This window comes from Chromobacterium sp. CCUG 76385 (assembly GCF_059916625.1).
On the sequence record NZ_JAUCGU010000018.1, the window covers coordinates 12,327 to 30,974 of the forward strand.

Genomic DNA, 18,648 nt, shown 5'->3' on the forward strand with positions numbered 1-18,648 from the left:
CGCGCGAGCGGGGATGAACCGTCGCTGATTGAGGGCGTGGCCGATCCGCTGACGTGTTCCCCGCGCGAGCGGGGATGAACCGTATGTCCGCTCTCTGCTTCCTCCCTTGCCCTCGTGTTCCCCGCGCGAGCGGGGATGAACCGTCGCTGATTGAGGGCGTGGCCGATCCGCTGACGTGTTCCCCGCGCGAGCGGGGATGAACCGGATTCGGGGCCGAACAAGCGCAGCAGGAGCGAGTGTTCCCCGCGCGAGCGGGGATGAACCGCGCTCCATCATGCTGGTGCCGTCGATTGTGCAGTGTTCCCCGCGCGAGCGGGGATGAACCGGGATTATTCGATCTTCGTGCATCTTTAGATCGGGTGTTCCCCGCGCGAGCGGGGATGAACCGCCGCCGCACGCGACATTCATCTGCCCCCATGTGTGTTCCCCGCGCGAGCGGGGATGAACCGCTAGGGCGCAACTATTGCATAGCCAAATCGGCGTGTTCCCCGCGCGAGCGGGGATGAACCGCAATTGCTGCAAATGGCGGCAACCTATAAAACGTGTTCCCCGCGCGAGCGGGGATGAACCGACCTAGTCGCCGCCCCGCTTGGTAAAAAACTAGTGTTCCCCGCGCGAGCGGGGATGAACCGGCGGGTACTGAACAACAAGTCGGTCAAGCAAAGTGTTCCCCGCGCGAGCGGGGATGAACCGCGGCGTTGATATCTTGCTCAGCGGCTTGGGCTGTGTTCCCCGCGCGAGCGGGGATGAACCGATTATTTCGCACATGATACATCCTCCCATTGCGTGTTCCCCGCGCGAGCGGGGATGAACCGCCATGACGGTCACAGTCGAGCCATTAAAGGTAGTGTTCCCCGCGCGAGCGGGGATGAACCGCCGCGGCGCAGCTGGCTGATAAACACGGGCTCGTGTTCCCCGCGCGAGCGGGGATGAACCGTGCCATCCGCCGCCAGCTTCACCCGCGCAAACGTGTTCCCCGCGCGAGCGGGGATGAACCGCTCCAACCATTGTCCCGGCAGAGTTCCTCAATGTGTTCCCCGCGCGAGCGGGGATGAACCGAACTAGCCAAGCCTGCGCCTATTGAGGATGCCGTGTTCCCCGCGCGAGCGGGGATGAACCGACGAATCCGGCGAGATGCTGGCGTCACTTTTGGTGTTCCCCGCGCGAGCGGGGATGAACCGATTAGGGTTTGAAATCGAAGGCGTCAAAAAAGGTGTTCCCCGCGCGAGCGGGGATGAACCGTATTTGCCCCGAATGAGTTTGTAGAACCGACCGTGTTCCCCGCGCGAGCGGGGATGAACCGTTGCCGAGTTCGCAGTTGTCGCCGAGTTCGCAGTGTTCCCCGCGCGAGCGGGGATGAACCGTAGTTCGCATGCTGCAAGGGCAAGAGTTCGGCGTGTTCCCCGCGCGAGCGGGGATGAACCGGCGCGAGGCAACATCCTCGGGGCAGCAATCGCGTGTTCCCCGCGCGAGCGGGGATGAACCGCCGTCCAGGCGCAGCGCCTCCTCGACTTGGTCGTGTTCCCCGCGCGAGCGGGGATGAACCGTCATGAAAACCAGCCAGAACGGGATCGCCCTCGTGTTCCCCGCGCGAGCGGGGATGAACCGATTGAACGACTCCAGCTCCTCCATGGCCTGCAGTGTTCCCCGCGCGAGCGGGGATGAACCGGTGCTAAACCTAAGGAGGGTCACGCGCAATCCGTGTTCCCCGCGCGAGCGGGGATGAACCGCCACCCTCCCACATTGCGCCGGCAATAGTTACGTGTTCCCCGCGCGAGCGGGGATGAACCGGATCGCCAAAACCCAACTTAATGATATGGCATGTGTTCCCCGCGCGAGCGGGGATGAACCGGCAAATTAACGCAGCTTGCGCAAATGTACCCGGTGTTCCCCGCGCGAGCGGGGATGAACCGCGACTGACGATGCGGACATTCGATTCGCAGCAGTGTTCCCCGCGCGAGCGGGGATGAACCGATGGACTTCGAAATCAACCAATACGGCGGATGGTGTTCCCCGCGCGAGCGGGGATGAACCGATCACCCGCAATTCGACCCTGCTGCCGGCTGTGTGTTCCCCGCGCGAGCGGGGATGAACCGTAATGACGTCCTCGGCCAAATCGTAAATACGCCGTGTTCCCCGCGCGAGCGGGGATGAACCGCACGTTCAAAAAATGGGCCGCTTGGTGCGCACGTGTTCCCCGCGCGAGCGGGGATGAACCGGCTCTTTAGTTTTTCCGTTATCCCTTTCTACAGTGTTCCCCGCGCGAGCGGGGATGAACCTGAACATTGGGAAAATGTAGATGAAGATATTCCGTGTTCCCCGCGCGAGCGGGGATGAACCGGCGGTCTGATTCCACCTGAACGCATTGTAGGCGTGTTCCCCGCGCGAGCGGGGATGAACCGCGGTAAACTGCGTCGGAAAACTGTTGGGAATCGTGTTCCCCGCGCGAGCGGGGATGAACCGCCGACGCATCGCATGTTAGCCTGGCGTCTGTTGTGTTCCCCGCGCGAGCGGGGATGAATTGCTTTGCAGTCAGCCTCATCCAGGCCATTTTTGAGCGCGTGATGACCGGCTACGGGGCCGGCTAACGTGTCCGTCGCAAGGCGTGTTTGAGTGGGGCGATGCGTTTCAGGGCCGGACAGAAGGTCTCCTTCCATTTATCTGGGCTCGACCCCAAGACGCTCCTTGTTTCAGCCGCCTCTTCTGCCGCGATAGCCAAACAGCACGAAAGAGATGATCACTACAGCAACGATCAGTCCGATAGGGCCAATTCCCCAGCCCATGCCCAGACCCCAATACAAGCCCCCGCCGCCGCCAAACAGCAGCAAGAGCAAAATCGCGATAATCAGTAAGTCCATGTCTGCTCTCCTGATGAAGAAGTGAAATCTTGACCGTCAGCGATGGCGCGCAAGGGGATGCGGCCATCCTGCGCTGACAGTGGTTAAGGCCTTAGTGCGCCATAATCGTCAGGTTGTTGTGAACCGCCCTGACGGCTTTGACCTGTGTTGCCAATTCCGTGGCGCGGTCGGATTCATTCTTGCTCTTGACCGTGCCGGTCAGGTCGACGACGCCATGGTCGGTACGGACGCTGATGTCTGAGCCGTTAACCCATTTGTCCTCTGCGAACACGGCTTTGACCTTGGTCGTGATGGCCGCATCGTCCAGATACTGACCTGGGGTGTCCGTGGAGGTGTCTTCGGCATAGGCGCCGACTGGGCCGAGCAGGGCACCCAACAAAAGCAAGGCGCCGGTGAGTTTGATGTCCATGATTGCTCCAATTGCTTAGTTTCAGCCGAACAGGCGTCGAATGCATCGACACGCGGGTTCCGCCTGGTGATTAAGGTGTTTTCAGCTTCTTCGAGAGATCCTCTTTCGCGTCGCCAACCGCTGCCTGCACGGCTCCTACGTTTTTCTGGGCGCTGCCTTTCACTTCCAGCTCCTTGTTACCCACCGCCTTGCCGACAACCTCCTTCACTTTGCCTTTCAACTCTTCAGCACGCCCTTTGATTTGATCTTTGTTGATGCCCATGATCCGCTCCTGAAAAATTCAGCCGACTCCATGTCGACGCGCGGCGAATGCCACACATTCGCACCTTAATCCACCGGCGGCGCTGGGTCTGTTCGTTGCCCCACACTTGGCATGGTCTGGTTCTGAGAGCCTGTTCACGATCTTTGTTTTTTGGGGCCTGGCTTGTGGAAGCACGTTTTCGATGCGCCACCGTCCCTTCGCTCGCCGGGCATGTCCCGGCAAGGAAAACGGCTATCCGCGAAGCGGATACAAGGCCAAAAAGATCGTGAACACGTTCTGACAAGAATGGGCAGGGGCAGGCGTTGGAGATGCTGGCTGGCCATGAATAGGGAAGGGTTAAGCCTGACGCTTCTGTCAATTTCAAGTGGAATATTTCTTATGTGAAATGACATGTGACTGACTTGCTGCTAGCCTGCGCGCTTAGGTCATGTCTATTGAGCTGATCGGTTTGTGCCGGAGGAGCGATGCAAGCGTATTGGCGATACAGGGGAAAATCCTCGCCGCGTGACGATACGGGCGAGCGCTGGCATTTGCTGCCTTTCCACATGCTGGATGTGGCCGCGGTGATGGAAGCACTGCTGTTTCAGCGACCGGCTTGGGTGGCGTCGTGTGCCGCCAGCCAGGGGTGGAGTGCGGAGCAGTTCCGCTCCGTGGCGGTTTACTTCGCTATTTTGCATGACCTGGGCAAGTTCGCCCGCAGTTTCCAGGCGATTCTGCCGCCTGGTTCCGACGATCTGGTCTCGGTGGCCCGCGCGCCTTTGTATACGCTGCGCCACGATACGCTGGGTCTGCTGCTGTGGTTGGACTATCTGGAAGAGCGCCTGCCGGCGGCCGTCATGCCGGAGGCGGATCGCGAGCGCTGGGATGACTGGCTGCGCATCGCATGCGGCCATCACGGCCAGCCGCCGCGCGAAGGCGGGGCCAGACGGCTGCGTGCAACCGATCATTTCCTGCCAGACGATATGGACGCCGCGCAAGCCTTTGCTTGCGACGCCGCAGTCTTGGTCGGCGCATTGCCCGCGCCTGGCCAAACGCTTGACCCGCGCAGGGGCTGGCAGCTGGCCGGCCTGATGGTGCTGGCGGACTGGATAGGCTCTAATCAATATCACTTTCCCTACCGCGCCCAGCCCATGGCGCTGGCGGACTATTGGCATGAGCATGCCCGTCCGGCCGCGCGGCGGGCTTTGGCCGCGTCCGGCATCACGGCTTGTTGCTGCGCGCCTTATGCCGGCGTGGACCAGCTGACCCGCCTCATCCCCTATCTATCTTCTCCCACGCCCTTGCAGCATTACGCGGCTAGCGTGCCGCTGGCTGATGGACCGCAGCTATTCCTGCTGGAGGATGTGACCGGCGCCGGCAAGACCGAGGCGGCGCTGATTCTGGCGCATCGCCTGATGGCGGCAGGGCTGGCCGATGGCCTGTACTTCGCCCTGCCCACCATGGCCACGGCCAACCAGATGTACCGTCGCGTGGGCGGCGTGTATCGCAAGCTGTTCGCCGATGGCGAGCGGCCGTCGCTGGTGTTGGCGCACTCCGCCCGCCAGCTGGTGGAGGACTTTGCGCTCAGCGTGCAAAGCGGCGGCAAGCCTTATGCCAAGGACGACGCGTCGGCCGGCATGAGTTGCAACGCATGGCTGGCGGACAACAATAAAAAGGCCTTGCTGGCGCAGGCCGGCGTCGGCTCCATAGACCAGGCCTTGCTGGCCGCGCTGCCGGTGCGGCACCAGTCGCTGCGCTTGCTGGGCCTGAGCCGCAAGGTATTGGTGGTGGACGAGGTGCACGGTTTCGATCCCTATGTCCGCACTTTACTGGTCGGTTTGCTGCGCTGGCACGCGGCGCAAGGCGGCAGCGCGGTGCTGTTGTCCGCCACCGTGCCGGAGCAGATCAAGCGCGAGCTGCTGAATGCCTATCGCCAGGGGCTGGCCCAGCCTAGTTTGAGCGACGCCTTCCTGCCGGATTATCCCTTGGCCAGCCATCTGTCCGCCTCCGCCTTCCATCAGCAGCCCTGTGAAACCCGCCGCGAGGTCAAGCGCAAGGTGCGGGTGGCGCATCTGCATGACGAGGCGGCTGTGATCGAACTGATCGTCCGGCAAGCGCAGGCCGGACGCTGCGTGTGCTGGGTGCGCAATACCGTGGATGATGCCCGCCGCGCCTTCGACCTGCTGCGGGACGCAATCCCGGCCGACAGACTGCATCTGTTCCATAGCCGTTACGCAATGGGGCATCGGTTAGAGATAGAAGATAAAGTATTGGACGCGCTGGGCAAGCATTCCGATGCGGACACGCGAGCGGGAAGGGTGCTGATCGGCACCCAGGTGCTGGAGCAGAGTTTGGATTTCGACGCCGATGTGATGGTCAGCGACTTGGCGCCGATAGACCTGCTGATCCAGCGCGCCGGCCGCCTGCAGCGCCATGCCCGTCAGGAGGACGGCCAGCCGTGGCCAGATGGCACGCCTCCCGCGCAGTGCCTGGAGCAGCGGCCGGAGCCTGTGCTCTACGTCTACGGACCGGAGCCGGATGATGAGGCCAAGGCCGATTGGTACGGCCGGCTGTTCCCCGGCGCTCAGTACGTATACCCGGATTCCGCCAAGCTATGGCAGACCCAGCAGGCTTTGCTGGCAGCTGGCGGCATCGTGTCGCCTGGAGAAATCGGCGAAGCCGGCGCGGTGCGGCAGTTGGTGGAGGCCGTGTATGGCGCAGCCAGCGCGCGCGAAGCGCCGCCGGCGCTGCAAGACGCCGCCAATCAATGCTGGGGCGAGGCGATGAGCCAGCGCAGCATGGCCCTGTTCAACGGGCTGGATTGGGAAAAGGGCTACTGCGAGGACAGCAGCAAGCATTGGGTGGAAGACAGCGACGTCGCCACCCGGCTAGCCGACGAAACGCGGCTGGTCTATCTGGCAGTGGCCGATGGCGAGGCCTTGCGGCCGCTGTTCCCAAGCGACGATCCGCGCCTGCAATGGCAACTGTCCGCGCTGCGGGTGGACGCCAACAGGCTCAAGGACTTGTCGCCAAGCTGGCGGCAGCGCTTCAAACCCTGGCTGGACCGCTTGGCGCATGAGCAACCCTGGCTGACCGAGTACGACCTGGTCGTGCCCTTACTTCCCGGCGAAGAGGCTGGCGGGTGGCTGGGTCAGGGCGTCGATGCCAGGGGCAGGGAGGTGGAGGTGAAGTACAGCCTGGAGTTGGGCTTGCTGTGGAAGTGAACCAGGCGGCCGGAGCCGCCTGGAATAAGCCCTGCTATCGCAAGGAACGTATTGACAGATATAAGGATAGAATCCCCATTCTGTGGTTCATCCCCAATCTCTTGAGGAGCCCTTGCATTGTAACAGATTGGGTGTTGAGTCTCAAAATCCCCATACCCCATTCTGCTTTACTTTTTTTGCTGCGATGCTAGAATCCCGAATGTCATCACTCGGGAGGCGTTAGCAATGCGTGAGTTTCTAGTGTGGGTGTTGGGTAGTGAGGCGGTTGGGGCTCTGGCGGGGAACGGTAATGGCTGGGCTGTGGCATTGATCTTGGTGTTGGTGATTGCCCTGATTTTCATTTGGCGAGTGAAGAAGGTCGAATTCAAGTAACTAGGAGGGTGGAATGAATCTACTCAATCCCGCCAACCGCTGGCTCCGCCTCAAACGGCGCGATGGCAGCGTGTCGCCGGGCAGCGTCTACGATGCGGCGGACCCGGAGGTGGTGGATGTGCTGGCGCCGCGCGCGGATTTTCGCGGCGCGCTGTATCAGCTGCTGATCGGCCTGCTGCAAACGGCGGCGGCGCCGGGCAATCTGAATGACTGGCTGGGCTATTGGAATGAGCCGCCTAGCGCGACGGAGCTGGAGGCTTGGCTCGCGCCGTTGCGGCCGGCTTTCGAGCTGACCGGCGATATCGCTTTCATGCAGGACCGCGACGCCAAGCTGGAAGGCAACGCCAAAAGCACCGCCGAGCTGCTGATCGATACCGGCTCCGATTCCAATCTGTTCTTCAACAAGCTGGCCGACTGGCAGGGCCTGTGCGAGAGCTGCGCGGCGCAAGCCTTGTTCACCTTGCAGATCAACGCGCCCAGCGGCGGCGTGGGACATCGTACCTCACTGCGCGGCGGCGGGCCGCTGACCACGCTGGTGTTGCAGGAGGACGCCGACGCCTCGCTGTGGCGCAAGCTGTGGCTGAATGTGCTGCCGCTGGATGGCGAGGATGCCGCCTGGCGCGCGGAGCAGCCGCTGTCCGCCAAGCTGCCTTGGTTGGCTGCCACCCGCGTCAGCGACAAGGGCGGCGATGAAACCAGGCCTGAGGATGTCCACCCGCTGCAGGCGTTCTGGAGCATGCCGCGCCGCATCCGGCTGGACGTGGACGATGTGGCCGCCGGCGTGTGCGAAGTCTGCGGCGAGGCGCATGACGCCTTGTTCCGCCAATACCGCACCCGCAATTACGGCATCAATTACACCGGCCCCTGGCTGCATCCGCTTACACCCTATCTGACCGACCCCAAGGACATTTCCAAGCCGCCGATTTCCACCAAGGGCGGCCGCGCGGCCGGCGGTTATCGTCATTGGCTGAGCCTGACCTTGGGCGAAAACGACAACGAGAAGCCGGCGCGGGCGGTGTGGGACTTCAACCGCCAGCGCGGCAAGGCGAACAAGCTGAAACAGGCCGGCGAGGCGCGGCTGTGGTGCTTCGGCTACCAGATGGACAATATGAAGGCCGAAGCCTGGCGCGATGTCACGCTGCCCTGGTTTGGCTTGGCCAGCGAAGACCAGCCCCATTTCGTCGATGCCGCGCGCCAGATGCTGGAGGTGGCCAGACAAAGCGCGTTGATGCTGGGCGATGGCGTCAAAAAAGCCCGCAATATGGACAAGAAGGAGCCAGCCATCGAGCAGAGCTTTTGGCAACGCAGCGAGGGCCTGTTCTATCAGGCGGTAGAACGCTTGGCCAAAGCGCCACAGCTTGACCCTGCCGCTCAGGCGGAGGTTTTCGCCGCCTGGCTGCCGCCGCTGCGCCGGCTGGTGCTGGAGTTGTTCGATTATTGGGTGTTGTGCGCGCCGATTGAAGAAATGGATATGGCCAAGGTGGTAAGGGCGCGCGCCGATTTGCAGCGCGGCCTGTGGCGGGCCAAGCCGCACAAGATCATGGGCGAACGCATCGCCCAATACCAGGGAGCAAGCGATGAAGCGGTTTCTCAATAAGGCCGAACGCCAAACGCTGGCCAAGACGGTCGCGCAGTGGCGGCAGGCGCTGGACCCGAGCGACGAGGAGCGCCATGGGCCATTCGCCATGTTGAAGCGGGCAGACCGCGCCCAACTGCGGCGCTGCGCCGCGCCGGAAGATGTATTGCTGCAATCCGCCTTCCATCGGCTACTGCAGGAATTGCGGCGGCAGGGTTTGGATGTGGGGGCGGAGGAGTTGGCGCTGGCCGCCGGCGTGGCGGCGCATGCCACCCACGCGCCGGGCAAGGAGTTTGCCCGCAGCTTGGGCCGCAAGAACGAATCCGGCCGCGAGGCGATGAGCGAGCTGCGTTTCCGCCAGCTGCAAACCTGCCGCGACGAGGACAGTTTTTACCGCCAGGCCCGCCGCGCGGTGGACCTGCTGGGCGGCGAGGTGGATGTAGGCAAGCTGGCGGTGGACCTGTTGCAGTGGGTATGGGAATTCCGCGAAGCCGACCCGGCGCTGCCCCCGCGCGAACGCCTGAAACTGCGCTGGGCCGCAGACTACTATCACGAATCCTTGCGCGAAGCCGATCAAGAACCCGCCTGATTGTCATTGGAGAATAAAACATGAGCCGTTTCATCCAACTGCATACCCTGATTTCCTACCCGCCGGCCAACCTGAACCGCGACGACCTGGGCCGCCCCAAGACCGCGATGATGGGCGGCGTGGAGCGCCTGCGGGTGTCGTCGCAAAGCCTGAAGCGCGCCTGGCGCACGTCTGAGCTGTTTGAGCAAAAGCTGTTCAGCCAAGTGGGCCAGAGCGAAGGCGCGCTGGGCACGCGCACCAAGCTGCTAGGCGTGGAGGTTTATGAAAAGCTGAAGGCTGCGGGTTTCCCGGAAAAGCTGGCTGGCGACAGCGCCAATGAGATCGCCAAGGTGTACGGCGCGCTGAAGAAGGACAAGCCATACGAGATCGAGCAGCTGGTGCATGTTTCGGCGGAAGAGAAGGCTTCGCTGGACAAGCTGGTGGCCAAGCTGATCGCCGACAAGCGCGCGCCGGAAAAAGAGGAATTGGACGCGCTGCTGCATAAGCAGCAGGCGGCGGACATCGCCATGTTCGGCCGCATGCTGGCCAGCAAGACCGAACACAATGTGGAAGCGGCGGTGCAAGTGGCGCACGCGCTGGGCATCCACGCCACGGTGGTGGAAGATGACTACTTCACGGCGGTGGACGACCTGAACCGCAAAGATCCCGGCGCGGCCCACATCGGCGAAAGCGCCTTCGCCGCCGCGGTGTTCTACCAGTACATCTGCATCGACCGCGAACTGTTGCGGCAAAACCTGGGCGGCGATGCCGAGCTGGCCAAGCGGACCATCGCCGCCTTGACCGAGGCCGCGTTGACGGTGGCGCCCAACGGCAAGCAAAACAGCTACGCCAGCCGCGCCTACGCCCATTACGCGCTGGCCGAGCGCGGCGATCGCCAGCCGCGCAGCCTGTCGCTGGCCTTCCTCAAGCCGGTGAACAGCGGGGATTACGCCGCTGGCGGCATCCAGGCCTTGACGTCGGTGCGGGACAATATGGACAAGGTGTACGGCGCTTGCGCCGACCGCCGCTATGAATTCGATGTGATCAAGGGCGAGGGCAGCCTGCAGGCGCTGCTGGCTTTCGTCGCGGAGTAAGGCCATGCGCGAGTATCTGGTTTTCCAGCTGTATGGGCCCATGGCCAGCTGGGGCGAGCTGGCGGTGGGCGAGCAGCGCGCCAGCGCCGACCATCCGTCCCGTTCCACGCTGCTGGGTCTGCTGGGCGCGGCGCTGGGCGTGAGGCGGGACGACGAGGCCGGCCAGCAGGCGCTCAGCCGCGGTTACCGCTTCGGCGTCAAGCTCGTCGCCGCCGGCATGCCGCTGCGCGACTACCACACCGTGCAGTGGCCGGACATCCCCAAGAAGTTTGCCTACCGCAGCCGCCGCCAGGAAGTGCGCGACAAGGAAAAGTTGAACACCATCCTCACCAGCCGCGAATACCGCAGCGACAGCCTGAGCGTGGTGGCGGTGGAGGCTGCGCCGGACGCGCCGCATGGCTTGCCTGCCCTGGCCGATGCGCTGCGCGCGCCGGTGTTTTTGCCTTATCTCGGCCGCAAGTCTTGCCCGCTGGCGCTGCCCTTGGATCCTAGGTTGGGCGGTTTCGACACGCTGAAGCAGGCGCTGGACAGCCGCGACGATGAGCCGTTTGTGCCTGGTGTCGATCTTGATGACGATGAGCCGAGGGAGGCCAAGATCGATCTGGATAAGGACAGACAGGCGCGTTACTTCTGGGACGAGGCGATGGCTGATGTCGGCATGGACGCGACTTTACAGTTGATGAGGAATGACCAGCCCTTGTCGCGCTTGCGCTGGCAATTCGAGCCGCGGCGGGAGCTGGCCTATCTGGCGGGAGGGCGGCAATGAGCTATCTATCCCGCATTGCCGTGCCGGCCAGCGTTTTTTCGCATGAGTCCAGCCTCATGATTCACGGAGACGCATACCGCGATCACTTGCTGATGTGGAAGCTGTTTCCGGACGCGCCTGACGCCAAGCGCGATTTCCTGTTCCGCGCGGAGCAGGGCGCCAATGGCCATCTGCTGTACTACCTGTTGTCGCAGCGGCAGCCGCAGGGCTGGCACCCGGCGGTGAAAGTGGAAAGCAAGCCTTACCAGCCGCGCTTGGAATCTGGGGAATGGGTGCATTTCAGCCTGCGTGCCAATCCGGTGGTGGCCAAGCCCAAGGCCAAGGGGCAGCGCAGCCAGCGCCACGACGTATTGATGGCGGCCAAGACTGAGGCGAAAGCCCAAGGCCTGCCGGAAGATGAAATCCAGGAAGCCATGATGGCCGCTGCTTTGGATTGGCTCTCTCGCCGCGCCGATGCCTGGGGGCTGGAGATCGACCGCGACGAAGTGCAGGTGGACGCTTATTTCCAGCACACGCTGCATAGCAAGGGCCGCCGCATGCAGTTTTCCTCGGTCGATTACCAGGGCATGGCCAGGGTGGCCGATGGTGACAAGCTGGCGCAGGCGCTATTGGGACAGCCCGCCGCCGCGCCGCATTCCAGCCTGGGGCATGCGCTGGGCTTCGGCTGCGGCCTGCTGTTGGTGAAACGGCTGCCATGAGCCAACCCCTCCCGCCCTTGAAGCCGCTCCCCATCAAGGAGCGGCTTTCCGTCTTGTTTGTCGAGCGCTGCCAGCTGGATGTGCTGGACGGCGCTTTCGTCGCGGTGGACGCCACCGGCGTGCGCACCCATATCCCGGTGGGCGGCGTGGCCTGTTTGATGTTGGAGCCAGGTGTGCGGGTGTCTCACGCCGCCTGCAAGCTGGCGGCCCAGGTGGGCACCTTGCTGGTGTGGGTGGGCGAGGCCGGGGTGCGGCTGTATTCCGCCGGCCAGCCCGGCGGCGCGCGCGCCGACCGGCTGTTGTACCAGGCCCGGCTGGCGCTGGACGATGACGCGCGGCTCAAGGTGGTGCGCGAGATGTACCGCCGCCGCTTTGGCGACGAGCCGCCGCAAAAGCGCAGCGTGGAACAGCTGCGCGGCATAGAGGGCGCGCGGGTGCGGGCCCTGTACCAGCAACTGGCGCAGCAGTACGGCGTGAAATGGCAGGCGCGCAATTACGACCGCGAAGACTGGGACCAGGCCGACATCCCCAACCGCTGCCTGTCCGCCGCCACCGCCTGCCTGTACGGCGTGACCGAGGCGGCGGTGCTGGCGGCCGGCTACGCGCCGGCCATCGGCTTCATCCACAGCGGCAAACCGCTGTCCTTCGTCTACGACGTGGCGGACGTATACAAATTCGAAACCGTGGTGCCGGTGGCCTTCGCCGTCGCCGCCAAGCCGGTGCACAACGTGGAGCGCGAGGTGCGTCAGCGCTGCCGCGACATGTTCCGCAAGACCAGGCTGCTGGAGCGCATCATCCCGGACATCGAAACCATGCTGGACGCAGGCGGCCTGGACAAGCCGGAGGCGCAGGGCGTGGTGGAGGCGGCGTTTCCGGACGACGAAGGGCTGGGCGATGCTGGTCATCGTACTTGAAAACGCGCCTCCCCGGCTGCGCGGCCGGATGGCGATCTGGCTCTTGGAAATCCGCGCCGGCGTTTACGTGGGCAACTACAACCGCAAGATTCGAGACTACCTGTGGCAGCAGGTGGAGGAGGGGCTGGAGGACGGCAACGCGGTGATGGCTTGGCAGGCCGCCACCGAGGCCGGCTTCGACTTCGTCACCCTGGGCGCCAACCGCCGCATGCCAGCCGAGTTCGATGGCGCCAAGCTGGTGTCTTTCCTACCGCCACCCGCGCCGGAAGATGCAGGGGAATAGCGTCTGCATCAATTGATGGGAAAGGAGAGTCTTGTTCTTTAAAAATCGGTAGATTTTTTGGTGGCATTTTTGTTATTAAAAATCAGTTGCTTGCAATTGGTGTGTTCCCCGCGCCCGCGGGGATGAACCGCCGAGTTCCATTTGATCGCATGTGAAATCTGTGTGTTCCCCGCGCCCGCGGGGATGAACCGTGGTGGTCGCTGGCGCGCCCACAACTTCGGTGGTGTTCCCCGCGCCCGCGGGGATGAACCGCGTCGCGCAGCGACTGGGCCGTCGCTGGCTCGGTGTTCCCCGCGCCCGCGGGGATGAACCGCCCGGCGGCAGTATTCCGCTGCAGCTGATTTGGTGTTCCCCGCGCCCGCGGGGATGAACCGGCCAGCGACCTGCCGGACAGCCTCACCACCATGTGTTCCCCGCGCCCGCGGGGATGAACCGCCAGGCATGATGGTTCGCTGGACGCCTGAAGAGTGTTCCCCGCGCCCGCGGGGATGAACCGCGGCCTTTCCACAGGCAGAGGTCCAAGAACGGGTGTTCCCCGCGCCCGCGGGGATGAACCGCTTTCGGCTGTCCGGCCGCGATGTTTCCGTTTGTGTTCCCCGCGCCCGCGGGGATGAACCGTCGCCCTTGCTGACGCACATCACCTGCTTCTTGTGTTCCCCGCGCCCGCGGGGATGAACCGGAGTAACAAATGGCTAAAGCCGACACCGCAGCGTGTTCCCCGCGCCCGCGGGGATGAACCGGTCAGCTTGCTGGTGGCGGCCTCGGCCGTGGCGTGTTCCCCGCGCCCGCGGGGATGAACCGGTGGCGCTACTGCCGAGCTTGGCGATGACGTAGTGTTCCCCGCGCCCGCGGGGATGAACCGATAGGGGGCGCCATAGTCTACAAGCGCGACGAGTGTTCCCCGCGCCCGCGGGGATGAACCGGCCGTGTGCCTCGATGGCGGGCGGTTTAACGGGTGTTCCCCGCGCCCGCGGGGATGAACCCGCTTGAGCCGGTCATACACGCCGCGCTCGGTAGTGTTCCCCGCGCCCGCGGGGATGAACCGTCACTTTATTTACCTTTAGTCAAGTTAAACAAGTGTTCCCCGCGCCCGCGGGGATGAACCGCAGCGTTTGATGATCGGTGGTTTGGCTATAGTGTGTTCCCCGCGCCCGCGGGGATGAACCGAATGTCGGTCATTCGTCACTGGGCGCTGAAGGGTGTTCCCCGCGCCCGCGGGGATGAACCGATTTTTTTTCGAATTTCACCACGGTTATTCAGGTGTTCCCCGCGCCCGCGGGGATGAACCGATTACGGAATTGGCAAAACTTGCCCCATTCTAGTGTTCCCCGCGCCCGCGGGGATGAACCGAAGAAATAAGTCTGATCGATATTGCGAATAACGTGTTCCCCGCGCCCGCGGGGATGAACCGGACCGGCCGCCGCTACGCGGTCTCCCGAGCCGGTGTTCCCCGCGCCCGCGGGGATGAACCGGTGCTGATGCCGTCATACAGCAGAGTATTGCGGTGTTCCCCGCGCCCGCGGGGATGAACCGCGTCACTACCGCACTATTGGCCGTGTTGGCAGGTGTTCCCCGCGCCCGCGGGGATGAACCGACCCCGCCCATTTCTGCAGACATTCAAACCCTGTGTTCCCCGCGCCCGCGGGGATGAACCGATACGTTTCAGACCAAATTTCAATCATTTCAGGTGTTCCCCGCGCCCGCGGGGATGAACCGAATACCAGCAACTTTTTCGTGGTTAAGGCCTTGTGTTCCCCGCGCCCGCGGGGATGAACCGCGTGCGGCCAGAGCCGTCAGGGTTGTCCCAATGTGTTCCCCGCGCCCGCGGGGATGAACCGACGCGGGTTAACCGATTTTCTTGAACAGCTTTGTGTTCCCCGCGCCCGCGGGGATGAACCGCCCTTAATGTCAACCGGATAGCCTTTAACCATGTGTTCCCCGCGCCCGCGGGGATGAACCGTCATTGACACCCCGAAAATATCCAGCGCGCTCGTGTTCCCCGCGCCCGCGGGGATGAACCGTTATTGAGCTTCGGCACGTTTGCACCCTATTAGTGTTCCCCGCGCCCGCGGGGATGAACCGAGGCGTATTTCGAGGTCACGACATGAGAATTCGTGTTCCCCGCGCCCGCGGGGATGAACCGGATTCGCCGGTCGATGGCAACGCGATAGAACCGTGTTCCCCGCGCCCGCGGGGATGAACCGGAGGGTGATGCCTCGGCACCTGCCGGTGCCGTGTGTTCCCCGCGCCCGCGGGGATGAACCGGCTACGTGCCGCAAGATATGGCTGCAGGTGGCGTGTTCCCCGCGCCCGCGGGGATGAACCGACAACGATTCGACCTGGTAACTGCGTTCGAAGGTGTTCCCCGCGCCCGCGGGGATGAACCGGCCCTTTGCGCGGGCTTCGGGTCTAGGTATGAGTGTTCCCCGCGCCCGCGGGGATGAACCGCCTTGGGAACTTGGCTTGCCGGAGTGGCGCCCGTGTTCCCCGCGCCCGCGGGGATGAACCGCAATGGCTCCGCGACTTCCCATTTGAGGCCGGGTGTTCCCCGCGCCCGCGGGGATGAACCGCGGGCAATCCAGCGCCGGGCCAGTTCGTCCAAGTGTTCCCCGCGCCCGCGGGGATGAACCGCCAGCGTGCCGGGTATTATTCCGATTGAACCGGTGTTCCCCGCGCCCGCGGGGATGAACCGGGCCTTGCCCAGTTTGGTCATCTTCATGGCGGGTGTTCCCCGCGCCCGCGGGGATGAACCGGAAATATTAGCAAGCGTTTGGCGGCTTCGGGTGTGTTCCCCGCGCCCGCGGGGATGAACCGCCGTGCGCGTCCGGGTCCGTGTAGAAAGATGCGTGTTCCCCGCGCCCGCGGGGATGAACCGGTTCAAGTATTCCGTGAACCCTTTTTGCGGGCGTGTTCCCCGCGCCCGCGGGGATGAACCGACCAAAAACGACCGCCGGTTCTGCCTGCTATTGTGTTCCCCGCGCCCGCGGGGATGAACCGTTGCACGGGGAAGCTATCGCCAAGGCTCTCGTGTGTTCCCCGCGCCCGCGGGGATGAACCGAGCGTGCCAAGGCAGTGACGGAGTTGGCGAAAGTGTTCCCCGCGCCCGCGGGGATGAACCGGGTGAGGCAGAAAAGCCAACCGAACCCAGCGAGTGTTCCCCGCGCCCGCGGGGATGAACCGACGCAATCCATAGGGGTGGAACTGCCAGCCACGTGTTCCCCGCGCCCGCGGGGATGAACCGATGTGACCGCAACCCTTGCCGGTCCGACTGGCGTGTTCCCCGCGCCCGCGGGGATGAACCGACGCCGAAAGGGGGTGGTTCCAGTTCCGTCGCGTGTTCCCCGCGCCCGCGGGGATGAACCGGGGATATGAGATGAGCAAAACGGACCTGCAAAGTGTTCCCCGCGCCCGCGGGGATGAACCGTCCGTCATGCGCGGCCACAACAAGGGCTGGCAGTGTTCCCCGCGCCCGCGGGGATGAACCGTGACTAGCCAGCATTTTGATACCCCCTTTTGTGTGTTCCCCGCGCCCGCGGGGATGAACCGGTGCTGGTCGAGCCGTCCGTCTCCTTGATGGTGTGTTCCCCGCGCCCGCGGGGATGAACCGCGACCAGCAGACCATTCTCCACATCGCCAGGGGTGTTCCCCGCGCCCGCGGGGATGAACCGAGATTTTAGCAGGGGAGGCCTTCATGTACCGCGTGTTCCCCGCGCCCGCGGGGATGAACCGCCATAGGTAGACCGCTTTCGGCACCGGCTCGCGTGTTCCCCGCGCCCGCGGGGATGAACCGGATCCAGCGCGCCTGCTGGCGCGACAACGTAGGTGTTCCCCGCGCCCGCGGGGATGAACCGCGTCACTACCGCACTATTGGCCGTGTTGGCAGGTGTTCCCCGCGCCCGCGGGGATGAACCGCCTCGTCTGCAGGGTTTGCCGTCTGCGCTGGCGTGTTCCCCGCGCCCGCGGGGATGAACCGCCTCGTATGGCAGAAACCACCGTTGCCCCTGGGTGTTCCCCGCGCCCGCGGGGATGAACCGACACGCTAGTGTCTGTAGTAGTGGGTGTAGGTGTGTTCCCCGCGCCCGCGGGGATGAACCGGAATACGAACATGTCCAATACTCAAACTGCTCGTGTTCCCCGCGCCCGCGGGGATGAACCGCACGCCTGCCGGCGGCGGACTGGCCCACCGCCGTGTTCCCCTCGCCCACGGGGATGAAAGCGGAAGGAGTTAGTTGTTCTTGCTGTGGACGATGGTCTGCGCTGCGGCCAAAAAATGCACCAAACGCAGCGTCAGGCTTTCCCTGGCGGCGTTGGCCGGCCATACGGCGTAGATGCCCAGCGGCTCCACTTGCCATTGTGGTAGCACTGTTTGCAAGCGGCCGGCAGCGATGTCGTCCGCTACCAGAAACGCCGGCGGAGTGGCCAGGCCGCAGCCGGCGATGGCCAACTGGCAGGCGGCGTCCACGCTGTTGACGGTGAGGCGCGGCTGGAAGGAGAACGATTGCGCCTGGCCTGTTTCATGGATCAGCGTCTTGCGATTGGGGCGCATGCGGATGCCCAGCCAGGGCCATTCCGCCAGCTCTTGCGGGTTTTGCGGCGCTTTGCGCTCAGCCAGCAGCGAGGGCGCGGCCACCGTGAGGCGGGGCATGTCGTGCAGACGGCGCGATTTGAGTGCGCTGTCCGGCAGTTCGCCGATGCGGATGGCCAGGTCTATGCCGTCGCGGATCAGGTCGCGTTTTTCGTCGCTGAAGTCCAGCGTCAATTCCACCTTGGGATGGCTGCGGACGAATTCGGCCAACTGGCCGACCAGCGGACTGCGGGCGAAGAAGGCCGGCAGCGTCAAGCTGAGCGTTCCTGCCGGCTCCGCCGCGCGGCCGGCGATGGCGTTGAGCCCGCTTTGCGCCGCCTCCAGCATGGCTTGGGCGTGGAGGTAGAGTGCCTGTCCGTCCGGCGTGAGCGATAGCCTGCGGGTGGAGCGGTACAGCAGCGCCGTGCCCAGGCGCGCTTCCAGCTGCGACAGATGGTGGCTCACCACTGATGGCGATAGCCCCAGCGCCCGCGCGGCGGCGCGAAACGATCCGGTTTCCACGGTTTTGGCGAAGACGGCCAGGGCGCGCAGTTCGTCTATCATTGTTCGATTTTTTCGATCAGACAGTTTCAATTGATCTGGATTGTAGCGCAGCGGGTGACCGCGCATAGTGAGTCATTCCAATCCGATAGGGGACTGTCATGCAGGACATGCGTTGCGTCATCGTCATCGACCCGGCATTGCCGCCGGGCGTCATCGCCAATACCGCAGCCGTGCTGTCGCTATCGCTGGGCAGGCGGCATCCGCAATTGGTGGGGGAAGACTTGCCGGACGCGGCGGGCGAACTGCGGCTGGGTATCACTACGGTGGCGATTCCCATCCTGAAGTGCGACGCCGACCAATTGCGGGCCTTGCGCGCGGCGGCGAGCACGCACCGGGATGAGTTGACGCTGGTGGAATTGACCAGCGCCACCCGGAACACGCGGAGTTACCAGGAGTATGCGGCCGCGCTGGCCGCCACGCCGGAGCAGGCTTTGCAATACCAGGGCCTGGCGCTGTGCGGGCCGGCCAAGCGGGTGCGCCAGTTGACGGGTAGCCTTGGCTTGTTGCGCTGAGGAGA

General features: G+C 64.1%; 13 protein-coding genes and 2 CRISPR repeat arrays. Of the genes, 9 read left to right on the plus strand and 4 right to left on the minus strand.

Annotated features, from left to right (window positions below; genetic code table 11):
• Positions 1–53 precede the first annotated feature (53 nt).
• Positions 54–2,524: a CRISPR direct-repeat array (repeat unit 29 nt; unit sequence GTGTTCCCCGCGCGAGCGGGGATGAACCG).
• Positions 2,525–2,690: 166 nt separating this feature from the next.
• From QUG01_RS12565 to QUG01_RS12575, 3 genes are all read right to left on the minus strand, one after another.
• A complete protein-coding gene (locus tag QUG01_RS12565) occupies positions 2,691–2,858 on the minus strand; it encodes a hypothetical protein (protein WP_500830442.1) in 168 nt (55 codons plus the stop codon).
• Between the two features lie 91 nt (positions 2,859–2,949).
• Complete coding sequence (locus tag QUG01_RS12570) at positions 2,950–3,267, minus strand: BON domain-containing protein (protein ID WP_500830443.1); 318 nt, start codon at positions 3,265–3,267, stop codon at positions 2,950–2,952.
• 70 nt (positions 3,268–3,337) lie between these two features.
• Positions 3,338–3,529, minus strand: a complete 192-nt coding sequence (locus QUG01_RS12575) for a CsbD family protein (RefSeq protein WP_500830444.1) — start codon at positions 3,527–3,529, stop codon at positions 3,338–3,340.
• Between the two features lie 464 nt (positions 3,530–3,993).
• On the opposite strand from QUG01_RS12575, the gene cas3 reads away from it, so the two are divergent.
• The 8 genes from cas3 (at position 3,994) to cas2e (ending at position 13,003) form a co-directional block, all read left to right on the plus strand.
• Complete coding sequence (gene cas3, locus QUG01_RS12580) at positions 3,994–6,732, plus strand: CRISPR-associated helicase Cas3' (RefSeq protein ID WP_500830445.1); 2,739 nt, start codon at positions 3,994–3,996, stop codon at positions 6,730–6,732.
• 385 nt (positions 6,733–7,117) lie between these two features.
• Positions 7,118–8,701, plus strand: a complete 1,584-nt coding sequence (casA, locus tag QUG01_RS12585) for a type I-E CRISPR-associated protein Cse1/CasA (protein WP_500830446.1) — start codon at positions 7,118–7,120, stop codon at positions 8,699–8,701.
• Positions 8,682–9,269 carry a type I-E CRISPR-associated protein Cse2/CasB gene (gene casB, locus QUG01_RS12590; protein WP_500830447.1) on the plus strand — a complete coding sequence of 196 codons (588 nt, stop codon included), beginning with the start codon at positions 8,682–8,684 and terminating at the stop codon, positions 9,267–9,269. The genes casA and casB overlap by 20 nt, the downstream gene beginning before the upstream one ends.
• A gap of 20 nt (positions 9,270–9,289) precedes the next feature.
• The gene (gene cas7e, locus QUG01_RS12595; protein ID WP_500830448.1) at positions 9,290–10,342 is read left to right on the plus strand and encodes a type I-E CRISPR-associated protein Cas7/Cse4/CasC; all 1,053 of its coding nucleotides are present in this window, start codon (positions 9,290–9,292) and stop codon (positions 10,340–10,342) included.
• A gap of 4 nt (positions 10,343–10,346) precedes the next feature.
• Entirely contained in the window at positions 10,347–11,108 is a 762-nt protein-coding gene (gene cas5e / locus QUG01_RS12600) for a type I-E CRISPR-associated protein Cas5/CasD (protein ID WP_500830449.1), read from the plus strand.
• Positions 11,105–11,806: a type I-E CRISPR-associated protein Cas6/Cse3/CasE gene (gene cas6e, locus QUG01_RS12605; RefSeq protein WP_500830450.1), complete on the plus strand. Its 702-nt coding sequence runs from the start codon at positions 11,105–11,107 to the stop codon at positions 11,804–11,806. The genes cas5e and cas6e overlap by 4 nt, the downstream gene beginning before the upstream one ends.
• Positions 11,803–12,720, plus strand: coding sequence for a type I-E CRISPR-associated endonuclease Cas1e (gene cas1e / locus QUG01_RS12610; protein ID WP_500830451.1), 918 nt, complete (start codon positions 11,803–11,805; stop codon positions 12,718–12,720). The genes cas6e and cas1e overlap by 4 nt, the downstream gene beginning before the upstream one ends.
• On the plus strand, positions 12,701–13,003 hold the full coding sequence (gene cas2e, locus QUG01_RS12615) for a type I-E CRISPR-associated endoribonuclease Cas2e (RefSeq protein ID WP_500830452.1): 303 nt from the start codon (positions 12,701–12,703) through the stop codon (positions 13,001–13,003). Before cas1e ends, cas2e begins: the two co-directional genes overlap by 20 nt.
• Positions 13,004–13,104: 101 nt before the next feature.
• Positions 13,105–17,220: a CRISPR direct-repeat array (repeat unit 29 nt; unit sequence GTGTTCCCCGCGCCCGCGGGGATGAACCG).
• Positions 17,221–17,228: 8 nt separating this feature from the next.
• Here cas2e and QUG01_RS12620 read toward each other — a convergent pair.
• Positions 17,229–18,131, minus strand: a complete 903-nt coding sequence (locus QUG01_RS12620; RefSeq protein ID WP_500830453.1) for a LysR family transcriptional regulator — start codon at positions 18,129–18,131, stop codon at positions 17,229–17,231.
• A gap of 98 nt (positions 18,132–18,229) precedes the next feature.
• Here QUG01_RS12620 and QUG01_RS12625 point away from each other — a divergent pair, with 98 nt between their 5' ends.
• Entirely contained in the window at positions 18,230–18,643 is a 414-nt protein-coding gene (locus QUG01_RS12625; RefSeq protein ID WP_500830454.1) for a DUF2000 domain-containing protein, read from the plus strand.
• Positions 18,644–18,648 lie beyond the last annotated feature (5 nt).

Bases quoted from the DNA above. Each gene is read 5' to 3' on its own strand.
- QUG01_RS12565 (WP_500830442.1), bottom strand. From the start codon at position 2,858: ATGGACTTACTGATTATCGCGATTTTGCTCTTGCTGCTGTTTGGCGGC.
- QUG01_RS12570 (WP_500830443.1), bottom strand. From the start codon at position 3,267: ATGGACATCAAACTCACCGGCGCCTTGCTTTTGTTGGGTGCCCTGCTC.
- QUG01_RS12575 (WP_500830444.1), bottom strand. From the start codon at position 3,529: ATGGGCATCAACAAAGATCAAATCAAAGGGCGTGCTGAAGAGTTGAAA.
- cas3 (WP_500830445.1), top strand. From the start codon at position 3,994: ATGCAAGCGTATTGGCGATACAGGGGAAAATCCTCGCCGCGTGACGAT.
- casA (WP_500830446.1), top strand. From the start codon at position 7,118: ATGAATCTACTCAATCCCGCCAACCGCTGGCTCCGCCTCAAACGGCGC.
- casB (WP_500830447.1), top strand. From the start codon at position 8,682: ATGAAGCGGTTTCTCAATAAGGCCGAACGCCAAACGCTGGCCAAGACG.
- cas7e (WP_500830448.1), top strand. From the start codon at position 9,290: ATGAGCCGTTTCATCCAACTGCATACCCTGATTTCCTACCCGCCGGCC.
- cas5e (WP_500830449.1), top strand. From the start codon at position 10,347: ATGCGCGAGTATCTGGTTTTCCAGCTGTATGGGCCCATGGCCAGCTGG.
- cas6e (WP_500830450.1), top strand. From the start codon at position 11,105: ATGAGCTATCTATCCCGCATTGCCGTGCCGGCCAGCGTTTTTTCGCAT.
- cas1e (WP_500830451.1), top strand. From the start codon at position 11,803: ATGAGCCAACCCCTCCCGCCCTTGAAGCCGCTCCCCATCAAGGAGCGG.
- cas2e (WP_500830452.1), top strand. From the start codon at position 12,701: ATGCTGGTCATCGTACTTGAAAACGCGCCTCCCCGGCTGCGCGGCCGG.
- QUG01_RS12620 (WP_500830453.1), bottom strand. From the start codon at position 18,131: ATGATAGACGAACTGCGCGCCCTGGCCGTCTTCGCCAAAACCGTGGAA.
- QUG01_RS12625 (WP_500830454.1), top strand. From the start codon at position 18,230: ATGCAGGACATGCGTTGCGTCATCGTCATCGACCCGGCATTGCCGCCG.